The organism is Aquimarina spongiae, assembly GCF_900141785.1.
GTDB lineage: Bacteria > Bacteroidota > Bacteroidia > Flavobacteriales > Flavobacteriaceae > Aquimarina > Aquimarina spongiae.
On the sequence record NZ_FQYP01000006.1, the window covers coordinates 268,028 to 284,145 of the forward strand.

A 16,118-nucleotide genomic window follows, 5' to 3' on the forward strand; every position below is an offset into this window, starting at 1 on the left:
GTGCTATTTTCCAATTGTAGTATTCGTTTTTTTAAGCAGCTTTACAAATAAATCATTAATTGGCGTTGCCACGCCACTTTGTTTGCCTCGTTTTGAAATGATTCCATTCTTGGCGCCTAGTTCTATTGATTTTCCATTAAGTCTATCCGTGAGCATTGAACTTGACTTCTCTGAAGGATAAGACAGCAATTTAGCAACCATTTCATCCATAAAATCGACTTCTATTTTAGCTCCGTCCGCTATAGCTACTTGCGTAGCTTCTTTTAAAGTTGTCTTATACAATTCTAGCAGTTCTTCATCTTGAAAAATCCAGCAAGTTTCACCACTTAAGCATAGAATCGCGCCAAGTGTAGCACTCTCACATACTTTTTTCCAACATGCCGTTTTAAAATCCAAAGTTTGTTTAACTGTAACTTCTCTACTTGGGAAAAGAATTTCAAAATCCCTAGCTAATTTGTTTTCAGGCACTGTTAAAATTGGTTTTCTCAATCTTTTATAGAAACCATCTTGCCTTTGCTGAGTGGGGCAATCGATGATACATTCTAAGATATTCTCTTCCTCTGTATATTCAAACAAAGGTTCTTTATGATATAAACCGTTTCTGATAGAAACCAGTTTAGTTTGCGGTCTCACCAATTTTAATAGTGTAGCGGTTGCATTATCGTATTGATGCTCTTTTAGGCATATTATCAACCAATCTAGTTTCTGATTGTAATTATTTATGTCATCTAACAGAATTTCACTTTCTATATCATTATAGTGCACCCGGATAGTATCTTTCGGTGTTCGATTGTAGAAATGTAAGTCGAGCGATGTGTTTTCTTTTAACAGACAGGAAATAGTGCTACCGATGGCACCAATTCCAAGTATACCGATATGTATTTTTCCATTGCTCATATTTGAAATTACTTTAACATACCGTAGTAAATCAAGTCAATTAATTCTCCAGAAGTTGTTTTATAATCTATTCTTATAACACCCTCTTTCTCAAATCCACACTTTTCTGCAATAATCTGCATCGCTTTATTAGATTCATGCGTTCTTAAAAATATTTTTTTGAATCTAAGTTTCTCGAAGCAATATTTTACAAAATATTTCATAGCTTTTGAAGTTATGCCCTTACCTGTAAAATCTTTATCGGTATAGCATCCCATTTCTGTTTTAGGTATTGACCAGTCTATATTTTTTAAATCGAAAAAACCAATAAAATCCTGTGTTTCACTATTCACCAGTACAAAAGGAAAATAGGTTTTTGCCTCTCTTCTTTTTATCATTTCAGCTAAGAAAACTTCGGTGTCTTCCTTACTTTTTGTTCTTGACGTGGTTCCTGTGAAAAAATCTTCCAGTCGCTTTCTATTCCGTTCTACCAAATCAAAATAAAGGGCTAAGTCGCTATTTTCAATAGGTCTAATTATATAATTCTCGAATTTTATCATACCTATTGTTGCCAGCTTTGTAAGCGGTCAAGATATAAATAAGATTCCACGAATTCTCTATGCTCTTTTGATGTCATTTTTTCAACTAGATTCAAAGCAGAAATGTAACTAGCTAGATTCCCATTAGATGAACTGAACTTACCATCTTCAACAAAAGTGGTATGAGCATCATCTTGAACCAATAAGTCTGGATAATCCTTTTGAAGCTGCTCTCCACCACCTATATAAGTAACTATTTTTTTGCCTTTTGCTATACCAGAAACGCCTACTAATTTAGCTCCTGCACAGTTGCTTACAGTATATTTAGTTTCTTTGTTTTTTTTCCGAATGAACTCTATTAAATTCTTATCCCTTACCTGAGAATACATATCGTACGCACTTGGTATAAAAAGTGCTTCTAACTCTGGACATTCATCAAAAGTGTAATCGGCTATCAAGGTTAAACCTTCTTCGGCTACAATCGGATTTTTATGCCCTGCTACGGTAATAACATTAAAAAGCTGTTCTTTATCTTTTGTTGGTTTAGAGAAAACATCCGCGGTCGCCGTAACTTCAGTTATGAGTACTCCATCATAAATTAAAAGTCCAATCGTAGGTAGGTCTTTATTGAAAGGTTTTATGTGTTTTGCTACTGCCTCAACTTTAGCCTCTTTGGGAACTAAAGATTCTTCTTTTTGTTTCTTTGAGTTACAACTAAACACCAGGATTGTTGTAAAAATTAATAATGATGATATGGATTTCATGGCTTTAAATTTTAATAATATGCCACAAAAATATTATCCAAAAAAAGGGAAAGAATTAAACTGGTTTAAGAAAGCAAATTTTCTTTAGGCTTTAAATTATCTTGGATATAATATTAAACGGGAATTTTTACTCTGGTTGAATTGAGAAAGAATCATTTGCACTATTCAATTCGTCTTAATAATACGTTTTACCTAATCTTTTCAAACTTTTTACTATTAGGATAATGTAGGTAATGCATTCTAGTTTAAATAGAATAAAAAAAAGTAAAGCTAGCTATTATAGGTTTTCAATTAGAATGAAACTTATATGTATAGTTCTGGCCTTGGCAGATTAATAAATAAACCTATTCCAAGATAACGCTTCCTTTTCGTTATTTTTTCATTTTAAAAATTAACGGTCTAGTTTAAGGATAGCAAGGATTTTTGCGAACTAACTTTTCGATTAAACACAGTATTTTTTAATTCTTTTTCCTAACGAATTTAGTATTTCCGAATGAGATTGTCTCACTTTATCCCTATCCAACGTTCCTCCTAAAATTATCATTTCTTTGTTCAAAAAACGCTGCCCAAGCCTATCATCAATCATAACGTTTCTCATACTTTCTGCAATTCCAATTTCATGCAAAAAATCATTTGGATGACCTGCAGTACATAATGCTAATCCGTATTTCAAGATTTTCATTCTCTTAATATTATTTGTGGTTTTAGAACCATAAGCATAGCCAACTGAATAAACTCTATCAAACCAACCTTTTAATTTTGAAGGGCAATCACTCCACCAGACAGGGTAAAGAAAAATTAGACAATCTGCTTTTTCTATTTTTATGTGTTCCTCTTTTACGTCTTTGGGAATTGGTAAACCCAAATTAGCAAAGCCTTCTCTTTCGTATTCTTCTTCTGTCATATCGGTTTTGAAGTTCATTGAGTATAAATCCGAAATTTCGTACTCTAATTCCTCATCATCCAAATGGGATTTCAATTGTTTTAATATTTGAAATGTATATGATTTTTTGCTTGGATGGCAATAGATAATCTGTATTTTCATATTAAACTTTAATTAAAGTTGATTTCCCTTTACTGAAACTTTTGCGAATCCACACCTTAGTTTGTTTACCAATAATCAGCCCTTCCAAGATTGAACCCCCTTTATATTTTTCAATAATTGTTTTATCACTTTGGGAATAATGAAAAACCGTTTCGTTTGATGATAATACGCTTTTATTTTCGGTAGTCACAATTTTTTTATTATCTAAGTTCATTTTTCGTTCGTTTTTAATTGGCTACAATTTCTAATAAATGTAAAAAAGTCTATGGCTTATTTTGTTTTAAGACAAAGAAATAAATCCAAACAATGAAAAAGACTTGTAGTGGTATCCTAAACCATAAATACTCCAAAACTGGGCCATTTGTTAATCCTGTTTTATAATCCACATGGTCAATTGCAGCCTTAATATTGCTTGGTGGTACCAAAATTAAAAATAGGATAAATAACCATCCTGAGTAAACCTTGTATTTTGTAATTAGTAAACCGATAGCAAATAAGATTTCCAGAACTCCTGTTACTATAACCATACCCCGTTTAAACGGAATAAAGTCAGGAATCATAGCTGCCATTTCACTGATGAAAATGAAATATCCTATTGCTGTGAAAATTAACATGATGAACATTGCAATTCTTCCCTACACTTGGTAGTCAATCCTTTTCTTGAGAAATCTTAAGATGATAACACAAATGATAAAAGATGTAATGAGAACAATTAGTGGTTTCATTAAGAATACTTTTTGCAATAATAAGATTTAGTATTCCATGAAAATATTAAACTGGTTTAAGAAGTTACAATCCATGAATTTTTACATTTTCACCGATGAAAAAACTTAAATTATCTTAAATAATTAACTATGAGTGAATCAACATTAGAAGCATCATTCAAGGAATATGTTTATAGGATTAATAAAGTCATTGATTATATTCGACTAAATATCGAAAAGGATATTTGTTTGGGAGAATTAGCTGATGTATCTAACTTTTCAAAATTTCACTTTCATAGAATTTTCAGGGCAATGACTGGGGTTACGCCCAATGATTTTATTGTCAAAATGAAATTAGGTAGAGCCGAATACATTTTAAACAATAACTCAGAAGCAACTATTTCCAACATCGCGTATTTAAGTGGCTTTTCAAGTTCATCAACGTTTTCTAAAAGTTTTAAAAAGGAATATTTCGTGAGCCCTTCGAAGTGGAGGGAACAAAGGCAAAATAGCAAGATTGAACATGTTTTAAAAAAAAAGGCAAGTCATATTGCACCCATATTTAATACATCAAAAACGATAAATATGGAATTAACTACAAAGAAAAAAATTGAAATTATAGAGTTAGATGATCTTCCAGTGATTTATGTTAGAAACCTATCTATTCATGTTCATGACTCTGAGGGTTTTTCAAAAATGTTTGATACTTTAATGAAATGGGCTACCCCAAAAGGACTATTGAATTTCCCTGCAACAAAAGCTTTAACTGTTTATAGAAGTATGCCAGATGATAATGGTCTTTTGCAAGCAGATGCATGCTTATCTGTACCTGAAGAAATTAATGGTGAAGGTGTTATTGGAAAGACTATCATTAAGGGTGGAAAATATGCGGTACTCCATAAGGAAGGGACATTGGATGAGTGTTTTAAGGCTTGGAATTACTTATACAAAGAATGGTTTCCTAAAAGCAGTTACCAACCTGATGACAGAGGTGTTTTTTTAAACCACTTAAATGATGCGAAGGCACATCCCAAAGGAATGCACATTTTTGATATGTGTATTTCTATTAAATCCTTATAGAAATTTTTTAATCGAGAAACCCAAGCTTTTAAAGTTTGGGTTTTTATTTGGAATAAAATCAAAATTTACTTCCACTTCCTTTCATTTTAAGCTTCTCGTAGTTTTTTAATTCATTTATCGAGACCCCTCCATCACACTTTTTTGTAAGCACAAACTACAACACTATTATCTTAAACCAGTTTAATTTTTTTAAATACATTTTGGAATATTTTGCTCAATCAGTTGACCATTCGTTTGACTTAAATACAAAAGCTTTATAAAATTTTCTTTTAGAGAAAAAAAGTATATGATCTCTATATGAATCCATATGAGTGAATGAAAAAATAGTATGATAAACAAATTGAAAAATTTAGATGAAATCAACCTATCGAGATTAAAACATATAAAATTTGAATTTAATTCAGGAGAGCATATTGCTATTTTAATTGACCATGAGGGGTATGAAATTTTAAAGGGTTATGGCGATTCTCAAATGGTAGCTTTAAACGACCTGCACGAGAACTTGATTTAGATTCTGCTTAAAAATTTAACATAAAAGAGCATCATTAGTAGGATGAAAGGATATTTAAAAGCGAAAAGAATATTATCAATTTGTATCGTATTTCTAATTGCATGTGGTCAAAAAGAGGACACTTCATCTCAAAAAGAAAATAGACTAATATTGGAAATAGATTCAATTGTTAACCAAGGTGTGAAAAGTGGTTTTGAAGGAACCGTTTTGGTCGCGAATAAAAACGGTATTCTACTGAAGAAAAGCTGTGCTAATTATAGAGATAGTGTTGAAACAGCGTTTTGGATTGGTTCGATTTCTAAACAATTTACGGCAACAGCTATTCTTAAACTACAGGAGAGCAAATTATTGTCCACGAAAGATAAAATCTCGAAGTTTTTAAAGTGTGTACCTGAAGACAAAGAAAGTATAACCATTCACCATTTATTGACCCATACCTCAGGGTTACCCAATAATTATTGCGTTGATGGAATTATAGAAAGAGAGAAAGCAACTAATATTATTTTGTCTGCTTCCTTAAAACATGAGGTAGGCCAAAGATTTAGTTATTCTGCTGAAGGATATAACCTCTTAGCTATAATCGTAGAATTGGTTTCCGGAGAAGTATATGAAAGTTACTTATCTAAAAACATATTGATTCCTACACAAATGAATGGAACTGGTTTTTGGGGGCTTAATAGTAGTAACTCCATTGAAATAGCCGATTTTAAAAGTAAGGAGCTAATGAAATCATTTCCTAAAACAATTTACTATAATCAAAAGTGTATTCAGAATTATGGCTACAAAGGCGCCACTGGCGTTTATAGTACTGTAGATGATATGTATAAATGGCTTAATGCTGTCAATAACAATGAGGTGCTTACAGAACAAAGTATCAATCAACAATTCAAGCCCTATTCAACAGCTAGAGGCGATACTATTAATGGTACGTATTATGGATACGGATGGTTTATCCAACACAAGGATGGAAAAATAAAGGAAATCAGACATGGAGGTGCCGAAGATGGAGCTGTCGGTCATAATGCAATGATTAGATACTACGACAACGGCAATTTAATTATAGTATTTTCTAATGTAGGTGAGTATAACGGTGAAGGCAAATTCCATGGTGTTGAATGGAGTACTGTCCTAAGTATTCAGATTCGAGAAATTATCGAAGCAAATAATAACCTTATGCAATGAATGGGTGGCTATAAAGAAATCTTAAAAACCCTTGATAGTTCACTCGAAGCTATTAAATCCAAATCTAATTATCGTCCAAAAACAACGAAACCTTGCAAAATCTATGATTTGAAAGGTTTTTTATTCGTTTGGATTTTACTCCTAGTGACCTCAGCAGATTACCTCCGGTTTTCCTTTGAGCTTTGTAGTCTAAATGAAAAGTCACAAACCATAGATTTGTACTTTTTTGTTCATATTTCGATTCTTGAACGAGTTCAAATCTTATACAAACAAAAAAGCTCACCATTTGGTGAGCTTTTCATTCTTAAGTGACCTCGGCAGGATTCAAACCTGCAACCTCTTGAGCCGTAATCAAGTGCACTATTCAGTTATGCTACGAGGCCTTTTTTTAATTATTGCGGGTGCAAATATAGGTGTTTTTTATCCTCATAACAAAATATAATCTTAATTTTTCTATAAAGAAAAGCTACCTGATTTGATTCTAAGGAAGATACCTTCAAAAATCATGGATTAGACAGCTGTTTTTATCCTATAGATTTGCCAATCTTAGCTCAAGGCAAGGATTGTTTTTAGGGGTATTAATTATTTTTTGCCTGCTTTTTTTAAATTTCATTATTTTGGGCCAATGGATGTAAAAGAATTTGTTAGAGATATTCCCGACTTTCCGAAACCTGGAATTTTATTTAAAGATATCACCCCGTTATTAGCGAATCATAAAGCTTTGGTGTATTGTGCAGATCAACTAGCTGCATTTTGCCCGGCGGATACTACTGTGGATAAAGTAATCGGTATCGAAGCGAGAGGTTTTATTATAGGAACTATGATTGCTGAACGTTTAGGAGCCGGTTTTGTACCGGTGCGCAAAAAAGGGAAGCTGCCTTACAAAGTAAAATCAAAAAGCTATGGGTTAGAATATGGTGAAGATACCTTAGAAATGCACGAGGATGCTATACAACCGGGAGAGCGTGTTTTGATTCATGACGATGTATTGGCAACTGGAGGTACAGCAGCTGCAGTGTGTCAATTAGTCAAAGAAGCCGGAGGGATTATTGTACAATGCAATTTTATAATGGAGTTGGATTTTCTGAAAGGAAGAGAGAAACTAGAATCCGATATTGTAGCTTTATTACAATACTAAAAAACCTCCACCAGATCGGTGAAGGTTTTTCGTCAAACTCAATATAAAGAAGTACTACCTAATTTTTGGTAGTTGCGATTATTGCCCCATCTTTTGCTTTTTCTCCGTAAACACTAATAGCAGTTTGCGGTTTTAGAAAATCAACTTCCGCTAGTTGGTCATCTTTTGCCAAAGTATCCAACGTTTCAAAATCAGCTTCTTTTCCATCAATGATGATTAGCTTTTCGATATTTGGATCGTCTACAAATCTGAATTTTGGACCAAATGTGGCATTGATATTAGGAATTTGTTGGCCATTGAAAAAGAAGTTTCCATCTTCGTCTTGGTTAAAAGAAAATGATTGTTTCATCATGTCTTTAAACTTTTTCATATCAAAACCTCGCCCATTAAAAAATAAAGAGTCCTTCTCTTCGTCAAAATCAAAATTAAAAGCAAAGTTTTGTTGTTTCAGTATACTATCTACTGCTACCTTTGGGAAGGTGAATCTATACTGATTACCAAACGAGGCGATATCAAAAGATCCCGGCTGATTGATATATAAACTGTCATTTTTGAAACCCAGTTCTATTTTAGAAATAGGTTCTGAAGAAGATGAAGAATACTGGCTTTTTGAATTTCCCTTTTTTAAGGTAATGTTTAGAGTAGTAATCTCATTCTGATCATTATATGCCACTTTTTTAATGATTAATTCGATACCATTCTCGGCAAAAAAGGTTTTTAAATCTTCTAATTCTTGTTCAGTGGTATTTTTGCTGATAACCGCAGTAACTTCATCTTGTACTGCTTCGGTGATATCGATCAGTTTGTGATTTGTAGAAAATGCTGACAAGGATAGTATACCCAGTATACCCATTCCTAAAATGATCCACTTTTTCATATGATTGTTTTTTGGTTTTTTTGATTGTGAAATACTCAATTGCTACTTTAAATACGAGAAGAGAAAGTAGCTGTTGCAGAAAAATGAGTGCACTAAGCTAAAAGCCTTAGAATTTTTGGTTATTTGATAGGTAATCGCCTTAATAGTTTATTGAATCACTCTGGATATCAATGAAATTAATTTAAGCGTCCAACGCCCTTTTGGTAACATAAAGTCTCCAGCCAAAAATAGCGAGCTGAAGTTTAGAGGCTTTGCTAAGGTCTAATCTCCTTTTGGTAAAGCTAGGTAGAATTAGTTTGTTGATTTTGGCTAGGATGGCGAATAGTTGATTTTTCATGTTGTAAAATTACAAAAAACTCACCTTTAGGAGATGAGTTTTTTGATTGGAATTATAAGATAATTTATTTATGCTCTATCAGTTAGCCAAAGATAAAATGGATACTAGATTACTTGTTTTTGGTAATGATTTCAACCACGCCATTCTTTGCTTCTACACCAAATTTCTTTTTGGCTTTTTCACCTTTATACACATTCACTTCTTCAATATCATCTGAGTCTAAGTTTTTCATTTCTGAGGCCTCCACTTTTTTACCATCGATAAAAAATAATGGCTCTTTGCCGCCGGTATTAGTTGTAAATGCAAAGGTTTTTTTATCTTTGGTGTGTATTTTAAAAATATTATCATCATCATCTCCGTGAATCTCTTCGGTAATAATGTTGCCGTTTTTGTCCTTTTTGGTAATTATTTTTGTTTTACCACTAGTTACTATAGAAATATTGTGCTCCCCATCAGAGTCTTCATCCTCGTCATAATCGATTTCTACAATTTTTTTCTTACTCTTTTTTGAGGTCCAAACATGAATGTTGCCATTCTCGGATTGGCTGATATTGATTTTTTTGGTTTTACTGTTATACGTAATCGTAATCGGATTGATTGGAGCATCATTTTCTATAGCATAATTGGCATTGCTTTTTTCTGAAGACATTTTCATTTCGATTCTTAGAATCTCTCCATCACCATTGCGTTTGATGTTAGAAAAACTGATTTTAACAGAATACTCATCTTCCAATGTTTTTTTGATACTTTCCAGATCCTGTTTAGAAGAGCTTTTATTAATAATAAATTTCACCGTTTTACTATCCTCAGACACAAAATAGGTATATGAACTATTTGTTGCTGAAGTGGTTTTTTCTTTGATTATGGTAGTCGTATTAAAACTCCATAGAAAAATACTGAGCAGAGGCAGGATCGCAAAAGTTTTTAATAAATTCTGTTTGTTTGAATCTTTTTTGTTTAACATAACTATTCGTTTTTTGATTAATGATTGATAAAAATTGTTGACAATGGCAACCGTATTATTTGATGATACTTTGATTAAAGTAAGTTGATATTCTTTTTTGCAGGATAAATTGTTGGAAGCTTCCCGATCTGCGATAAATTCTAGATTTTGCTCCAGGCTTTTTTTATACCACCAAGCTAACGGATTTGCCCATTGAAAAATGACAAAAAGATGGCCGATTAGGGTGTCCAGCGTATGTAGTTGATGCGCATGTATCTTTTCATGAGTGATAATCATCTCTAGCTCTTCCTGAGTATGTAAAGAGGGATTATAGACAATGGTATTCAAAAAGGAAAAAGGGGCAATGTCTTTTTGGACTTTAATAAGCTTGAATTTCCCTTCCTTTTGTATAGGTTGTTTATGTATCAAACGACGTAGGGATAGGACCTGAATTAGAAAACGGATCATCATCAGGAATACTCCAACACCATATATAGTAATCCCAACAAACCACCAATTTACAGAAGTATCTTGGGTTGGTGTGAGGTTGGTCGGTTGTATAATAGATCCTGTAGCAAGTGTAGGTTCTATATAAGTGACGGTAGTAAATTCAACAAAGGGTAACAAAAGTGAAGCGATAATCCCAGACAATAGGAAATGGCGATTGACTGAGAAAAACGTGTCTTTACGAAGTAAAACAAAATATACTCCATAAAATAAGGAGAGTAGAAAACCTACTTTAAGGGTGTAAAAGATAAAAGCTTCCATATCATTATTTTTTTTGTTCGATAACTTCTAAAATCTCTCTAAGTTCTTCGGCAGTAATTTTTTCTTCCTTGGCAAAAAAGGAAACCAAATTTTTATAAGAGTCATTAAAATATTCTTTCATGGCTTTGCTTACAAAACGACTACGATATTCTTCTTTGGTAATCACAGGAAAATATTGATGTGTTTTACCAAAAGCCTTGTGACCGACATAACCTTTATCTTGCAGATTTCGTATAATAGTAGATACGGTGTTGTAATGTGCAGATGTCCCTAGTTCTGCCTGTACCTCTTTGGCAAATGCCTTTTCAAGTTTCCAAAGGGCTTTCATGATTTCTTCTTCCTTCGTTGTAAGTTTTTCCATGATAAAATTTGTTATTGGTCAAATATATAACTATAATTTTAGTTACGAAACTATTTTTTTAGTTATTTAACGAATTTTATAGTTTTCAACTAAAAATGGACCTTCAGGGTTTCATAAAAAGTAGATCTAGAATTACCTTATCCGTTTCTTATTATCTATATTCGCATCCAAATAATAAACAATGTTTTTAAGTATACTCTATGTATTGATAGGACTTGTTCTTCTTGTAGTAGGAGGGGAGTTTCTGGTACGGTCTTCGGTTGCGTTATCTTTTCGGTTAAAGCTATCAAAAATGGTTATCGGGCTTACCGTTGTCTCCTTTGCTACTTCGGCTCCGGAGTTATTGGTTAGTGTTCAGGCGGCATTAGATGGTTTATCCGATATATCATTGGGTAATGTGATTGGATCGAATATAGCAAACATTGGATTGGTATTAGGAATCACGGCTATTATTGGACCTCTTGCGATCGATAGGGATTTTTACAAATTCAATTGGCCGGTAATGGTCTTATTATCGTTTGGGTTGTATCTGGTGTTAAAGAATGATGGAGTTTTGACGCAACTAGAAGGATTGTTGTTTTTTGCGTCCTTATTAATTTATCTCTTTTTATTGATCAGGAGGTCAAGAAAATTTGCGGATGCTACCCTTGAAGAAGTTGACGATTCTTTGGAGAAAACTTCAGGGTTTAAAATTGTAGTTTGGTTACTGATTGGAGGTGCAGCGCTATATTTTGGGTCAGAATTGTTGGTAAAAGGTGCAGAAGATATTGCATTGAGTATGGGAGTGAGTGAAGGGGTAATTGCAGTTACGCTAATTGCAGTGGGGACTAGTGTTCCCGAATTGGCGGCTTCGGTTATTGCTGCGTTAAAACAAGAAAAGGCGATTTCTTTAGGAAACCTGATTGGATCTAATATTTTCAATATTGCTTCGGTATTGGGAATCACGGCGATGATTCAACCTATCGCAGTAAAGGATGAAAGTTTAATGGGAGTTAATATCTACTGGATGTTAGGTTTTGCTTTGATTTTACTGCCGCTGGCATTTGTACCTAAAAAAATGACGCTAACCCGCCCAAAAGGTCTTTTGATATTTGTAGCCTATTGTATTTTTATTGCTTTGGTATTTATAAAATAAAATCTGGTTTTCTAAAAGAAGACCTTTAACAATAACAAAAAACCTCTAAGAATTTTCTTAGAGGTTTTTTGCGTTTAACTAACTAACAGATTGGTTAGTTCATGTATGATTAAGCTAATAATGCTTCTACGTCAGCAGTTTTAACTGTTTTTACAATTCTAGCAGCAATCTTGTATGGGTCTCCATTAGAAGCAGGACGACGATCTTCTAACCATCCTTTCCATCCTTTTTCTACAGTGATGATAGGAATTCTAATCGATGCACCTCTATCAGATACTCCATAAGAGAATTCATGAATAGACTGAGTTTCGTGATCTCCCGTTAATCTTTGATCATTGAACTCACCATAAACTTCAATGTGCTCTTTAGTAACAGGTCTGAAAGCTTCACAAATCGTTTCGTATACTTCTTTAGAACCACAAGTTCTTAATACTTCGTTAGAGAAGTTAGCGTGCATACCAGAACCATTCCAATCACCTTTAATTGGTTTTGGGTGATATTCAATATAGTATCCATACTTTTCAGTAAGACGATCTAATAAATAACGAGCTACCCAAATCTCATCTCCAGCTTTTTTAGCTCCTTTAGAGAATAATTGGAATTCCCACTGTCCACTAGCAACCTCTTGGTTGATTCCTTCAAAGTTAAGTCCAGCATCAATACAAAGGTCTGCATGCTCCTCAACAAAATCTCTGCCGTGTGTGTTTTTACCACCTACAGAACAGTAGTACATTCCTTGAGGACCAGGATAACCACCAACAGGAAATCCTAAAGGTAGTTGAGTGTTTTTGTCCATGATAAAGTATTCTTGCTCAAAACCAAACCAGAAATCGTTATCATTATCATCAATTGTTGCTCTTGCATTAGATTCGTGTGGCGTACCGTCAGCATTCAAAACTTCTGTCATTACTAGGTATCCATTTCTTCTTGTTGGATCTGGATAGATAGCTACTGGCTTTAATAAACAGTCAGAAGATCCACCTTCTGCTTGTTTTGTAGAACTACCATCAAATGACCATACTGGACAATCTTCAAGCTTCCCGCTAAAGTTTTCTTCAATCTTTGTTTTACTTCTTAGATTAGCAGTTGGCTTATATCCATCCAACCAAATGTATTCTAATTTAGACTTGCTCATAATTAACACTTTATAAATTGAACTCTTAAGTCGCCAAAATTAATCTAACTTTTTGTATAACCAAAAAAAATAGGGGTGATATAATTAAATTTATTCATATTTTTATTAACACCCTACTTTTTTAGGGGGTATTTTAAATTTAATTCATTTTTTGAATTACTTATTTTTCATTTTAGCAATAGAAAGTTGTTTTATATTTGTACCAAAATTTACACCAATATGTCTACACTTAGATTTCAAGCTTTAAAAGAATCGATGCTACATCGTTCTTTGAAGGTTACAGAAAACGAACGCAGATCCGTATTGTTTGGCGAAAACGTATTTAACCAAACAACCATGTTACAGAGTTTAACCAAAGATGCTTATAACAGTGTTATGGATGCGATCGAGAATGGTTCTAAAATCGATCGTAGAATAGCTGATCAGATCGCTTCTTCTATGAAAGACTGGGCTTTGGCCAAAGGGGTTACTCATTATACACATTGGTTTCAACCACTTACCGGAGCCACCGCAGAAAAGCATGATGCTTTTTTTGAGCCTCTTGATAATGGACAGGCTATAGAGAAATTTGGAGGAGGGCAATTGGTACAGCAAGAACCCGATGCTTCTTCTTTTCCGCATGGCGGGATTCGAAACACTTTTGAAGCTAGGGGATATACAGCTTGGGATCCAACCTCTCCTGCATTTATCTATGATACTACTTTATGCATTCCAACGGTCTTTGTCGCATATACAGGAGAAGCTTTAGATTATAAAACTCCTTTACTAAGGGCATTACAATCCGTGGATCATGCAGCAACCGCTGTAGCCAAGTATTTTGATAAAAACGTAAAAAAAGTAAATGCTTCTTTGGGATGGGAGCAGGAGTATTTTTTGATTGATTCGGCTCTTGCAGCATCAAGACCGGATATCGTAATGACAGGTAGAACTCTTTTGGGACACTCATCTGCAAAAGGACAACAATTAGACGATCATTATTTTGGAAGTATTCCTACCCGTGCCTTAAATTTCATGAAGGATCTGGAAGTAGAATGCATGTTGTTAGGGATTCCTGTAAAAACCAGACACAACGAAGTAGCGCCAAATCAATTTGAAGTAGCTCCGGTATACGAAGAGACTAATTTGGCGGTAGATCATAATTCATTATTAATGGACATTATGAGTAAAGTGGCTGCAAGACATAATCTTAAAGTTTTGCTGCACGAGAAACCATTTGCAGGAGTAAATGGATCCGGGAAACATAATAATTGGTCATTAAGCACAAATACAGGTGTTAATCTGTTAAGCCCGGGTAAAACTCCTATGAGTAACCTTCAGTTTTTGACGTTCTTTATTAATACCATAAAAGCTATCAATGATAATGAAGAACTAATGCGAGCAGGAATAGCATCAGCCAGTAATGATCATAGGTTAGGAGCTAATGAGGCTCCTCCAGCGATTATGTCTGTATTTATAGGAGAGCAATTGACGGCTGTCCTAAAAGAACTGGAAGGGGTTACCGATGGTAAACTATCACCTCAAGAAAAAACAGATCTTAAGTTGAATGTGGTAGGTAAAATACCTGAGATTTTGTTAGACAATACAGATCGAAATAGAACATCTCCCTTTGCGTTTACAGGAAATAAATTTGAATTTAGAGCGGTAGGATCTAAGGCAAATTGTGCAAATCCAATGACGATCCTAAATACTATTGTAGCGAAGCAGCTAGCAGATTTCAAAATTGAGGTAGATAGATTAATTGATAAGAAAGGGTTAAAAAAAGATGAAGCTGTCTTTAATGTGTTGAGAGAGTATATCAAGAAATCAAAAGATATTCTTTTTGAAGGAAATGGTTATAGTGAAGAATGGGAAAAAGAAGCAAAAAAACGAGGTTTAAGTAATAATAAAACTACACCTGAAGCTCTTAAAGCCAAGATTTCAAAAGAAAATATCGCCCTCTTTGAGAAAATGGGTGTGATGAATGAGATTGAGGCAAAAGCGAGATATGAGATAGAAATCGAAGAATATGTAATGCGAATTCAGATTGAAGGTAGAGTGCTGGGTGATATTGCTAGAAATCATGTGATTCCTACAGGAATTCGATACCAAAATATGTTGATCAATAATGTAACAGGGTTGAAAGAACTGTATGGAAAAGACTTTAAGAACTATGCCAAAGAGCAGATGGAAATTATAGAAGAGATTTCTGAGTACATCGGTAAAATCAACACAAAAGTGAATGAGATGACTGCAGAGAGAAGGAAAGCTAATAAGATTGAAGATCTAGAGAAAAAAGCTTCTGATTACTGTAATAAAGTAAAGCCACTGTTTGATCAGATCCGATACAATTGTGATAAATTGGAGTTATTGGTAGATGATGAGTTGTGGCCGCTAACGAAATACCGTGAACTCCTGTTTACCAGGTAAGTAAGAATTAACTTACATCTTGGTTTTGTGTTAAAACGGTCAGTAAAGTAAATCTGGGAAAAGTCATTGAAACTTTGGTTTTTATGACTTTTTTTTATGCATTTCGTCGAAATGTTATAGAATCCATAAAAATAGCCTTAATATTTTTCTAAATTTGTCAATGTCGAAATGTACTGCATTTTTACGCTATCCCAACAAATCTCCCCAAGAATACCAGTGCTTTTAACATTATGTAGAAGGATTAGAATTTTCTAATCTTTTTTGTTCTTATGCATTATTGTACTTGTAAACTCATTAATCATTTTAATTATATTACG

General features: G+C 33.7%; 16 protein-coding genes and 1 tRNA gene. 5 read left to right on the plus strand and 12 right to left on the minus strand.

Annotated elements, in window-relative coordinates; genetic code table 11:
• Nucleotides 1–3: 3 nt before the first annotated feature.
• From BUE24_RS14935 to BUE24_RS14960, 6 genes are all read right to left on the minus strand, one after another.
• Nucleotides 4–897: a 2-dehydropantoate 2-reductase N-terminal domain-containing protein gene (locus BUE24_RS14935; RefSeq protein WP_073317184.1), complete on the minus strand. Its 894-nt coding sequence runs from the start codon at nt 895–897 to the stop codon at nt 4–6.
• A gap of 8 nt (nt 898–905) precedes the next feature.
• Nucleotides 906–1,436, minus strand: coding sequence for a GNAT family N-acetyltransferase (locus BUE24_RS14940; protein ID WP_084549577.1), 531 nt, complete (start codon nt 1,434–1,436; stop codon nt 906–908).
• A gap of 2 nt (nt 1,437–1,438) precedes the next feature.
• Entirely contained in the window at nt 1,439–2,179 is a 741-nt protein-coding gene (locus tag BUE24_RS14945; RefSeq protein WP_073317187.1) for a DJ-1/PfpI family protein, read from the minus strand.
• 442 nt (nt 2,180–2,621) lie between these two features.
• Entirely contained in the window at nt 2,622–3,224 is a 603-nt protein-coding gene (locus BUE24_RS14950) for an NAD(P)H-dependent oxidoreductase (RefSeq protein ID WP_073317190.1), read from the minus strand.
• Nucleotide 3,225: 1 nt separating this feature from the next.
• The gene (locus BUE24_RS14955; protein ID WP_073317194.1) at nt 3,226–3,438 is read right to left on the minus strand and encodes an avidin-fold protein; all 213 of its coding nucleotides are present in this window, start codon (nt 3,436–3,438) and stop codon (nt 3,226–3,228) included.
• A gap of 49 nt (nt 3,439–3,487) precedes the next feature.
• The gene (locus BUE24_RS14960; RefSeq protein WP_244548159.1) at nt 3,488–3,838 is read right to left on the minus strand and encodes a DoxX family protein; all 351 of its coding nucleotides are present in this window, start codon (nt 3,836–3,838) and stop codon (nt 3,488–3,490) included.
• Nucleotides 3,839–4,078: 240 nt separating this feature from the next.
• On the opposite strand from BUE24_RS14960, the gene BUE24_RS14965 reads away from it, so the two are divergent.
• Nucleotides 4,079–5,008 carry an AraC family transcriptional regulator gene (locus tag BUE24_RS14965; protein WP_073317196.1) on the plus strand — a complete coding sequence of 310 codons (930 nt, stop codon included), beginning with the start codon at nt 4,079–4,081 and terminating at the stop codon, nt 5,006–5,008.
• Between the two features lie 553 nt (nt 5,009–5,561).
• On the plus strand, nt 5,562–6,701 hold the full coding sequence (locus tag BUE24_RS14975) for a serine hydrolase domain-containing protein (protein ID WP_073317202.1): 1,140 nt from the start codon (nt 5,562–5,564) through the stop codon (nt 6,699–6,701).
• 309 nt (nt 6,702–7,010) lie between these two features.
• On the opposite strand, the gene BUE24_RS14985 is transcribed toward BUE24_RS14975, so the two are convergent.
• Nucleotides 7,011–7,084, minus strand: a tRNA-Arg gene (locus tag BUE24_RS14985).
• A gap of 242 nt (nt 7,085–7,326) precedes the next feature.
• Between BUE24_RS14985 and BUE24_RS14990 the strand changes: the two genes are divergently transcribed.
• Nucleotides 7,327–7,839, plus strand: coding sequence for an adenine phosphoribosyltransferase (locus tag BUE24_RS14990; RefSeq protein WP_073317646.1), 513 nt, complete (start codon nt 7,327–7,329; stop codon nt 7,837–7,839).
• A 58-nt stretch (nt 7,840–7,897) separates the two neighbouring features.
• Here BUE24_RS14990 and BUE24_RS14995 read toward each other — a convergent pair whose 3' ends face one another.
• From BUE24_RS14995 to BUE24_RS15010, 4 genes are all read right to left on the minus strand, one after another.
• Nucleotides 7,898–8,716, minus strand: coding sequence for a hypothetical protein (locus tag BUE24_RS14995; RefSeq protein ID WP_073317207.1), 819 nt, complete (start codon nt 8,714–8,716; stop codon nt 7,898–7,900).
• Between the two features lie 181 nt (nt 8,717–8,897).
• Nucleotides 8,898–9,053, minus strand: a complete 156-nt coding sequence (locus tag BUE24_RS15000; RefSeq protein ID WP_073317209.1) for an SsrA-binding protein — start codon at nt 9,051–9,053, stop codon at nt 8,898–8,900.
• 109 nt (nt 9,054–9,162) lie between these two features.
• Nucleotides 9,163–10,764, minus strand: a complete 1,602-nt coding sequence (locus BUE24_RS15005) for a M56 family metallopeptidase (protein WP_073317212.1) — start codon at nt 10,762–10,764, stop codon at nt 9,163–9,165.
• Nucleotides 10,765–10,768: 4 nt separating this feature from the next.
• Complete coding sequence (locus BUE24_RS15010; RefSeq protein ID WP_073317215.1) at nt 10,769–11,125, minus strand: BlaI/MecI/CopY family transcriptional regulator; 357 nt, start codon at nt 11,123–11,125, stop codon at nt 10,769–10,771.
• A gap of 181 nt (nt 11,126–11,306) precedes the next feature.
• On the opposite strand from BUE24_RS15010, the gene BUE24_RS15015 reads away from it, so the two are divergent.
• Complete coding sequence (locus BUE24_RS15015; RefSeq protein ID WP_073317218.1) at nt 11,307–12,260, plus strand: calcium/sodium antiporter; 954 nt, start codon at nt 11,307–11,309, stop codon at nt 12,258–12,260.
• A gap of 109 nt (nt 12,261–12,369) precedes the next feature.
• Here the strand turns inward: BUE24_RS15015 and BUE24_RS15020 are convergent, their stop codons facing one another.
• On the minus strand, nt 12,370–13,395 hold the full coding sequence (locus tag BUE24_RS15020; protein WP_073317221.1) for a glutamine synthetase beta-grasp domain-containing protein: 1,026 nt from the start codon (nt 13,393–13,395) through the stop codon (nt 12,370–12,372).
• Between the two features lie 219 nt (nt 13,396–13,614).
• On the opposite strand from BUE24_RS15020, the gene BUE24_RS15025 reads away from it, so the two are divergent.
• The gene (locus BUE24_RS15025; protein ID WP_073317224.1) at nt 13,615–15,801 is read left to right on the plus strand and encodes a glutamine synthetase III family protein; all 2,187 of its coding nucleotides are present in this window, start codon (nt 13,615–13,617) and stop codon (nt 15,799–15,801) included.
• Nucleotides 15,802–16,118: the final 317 nt, after the last annotated feature.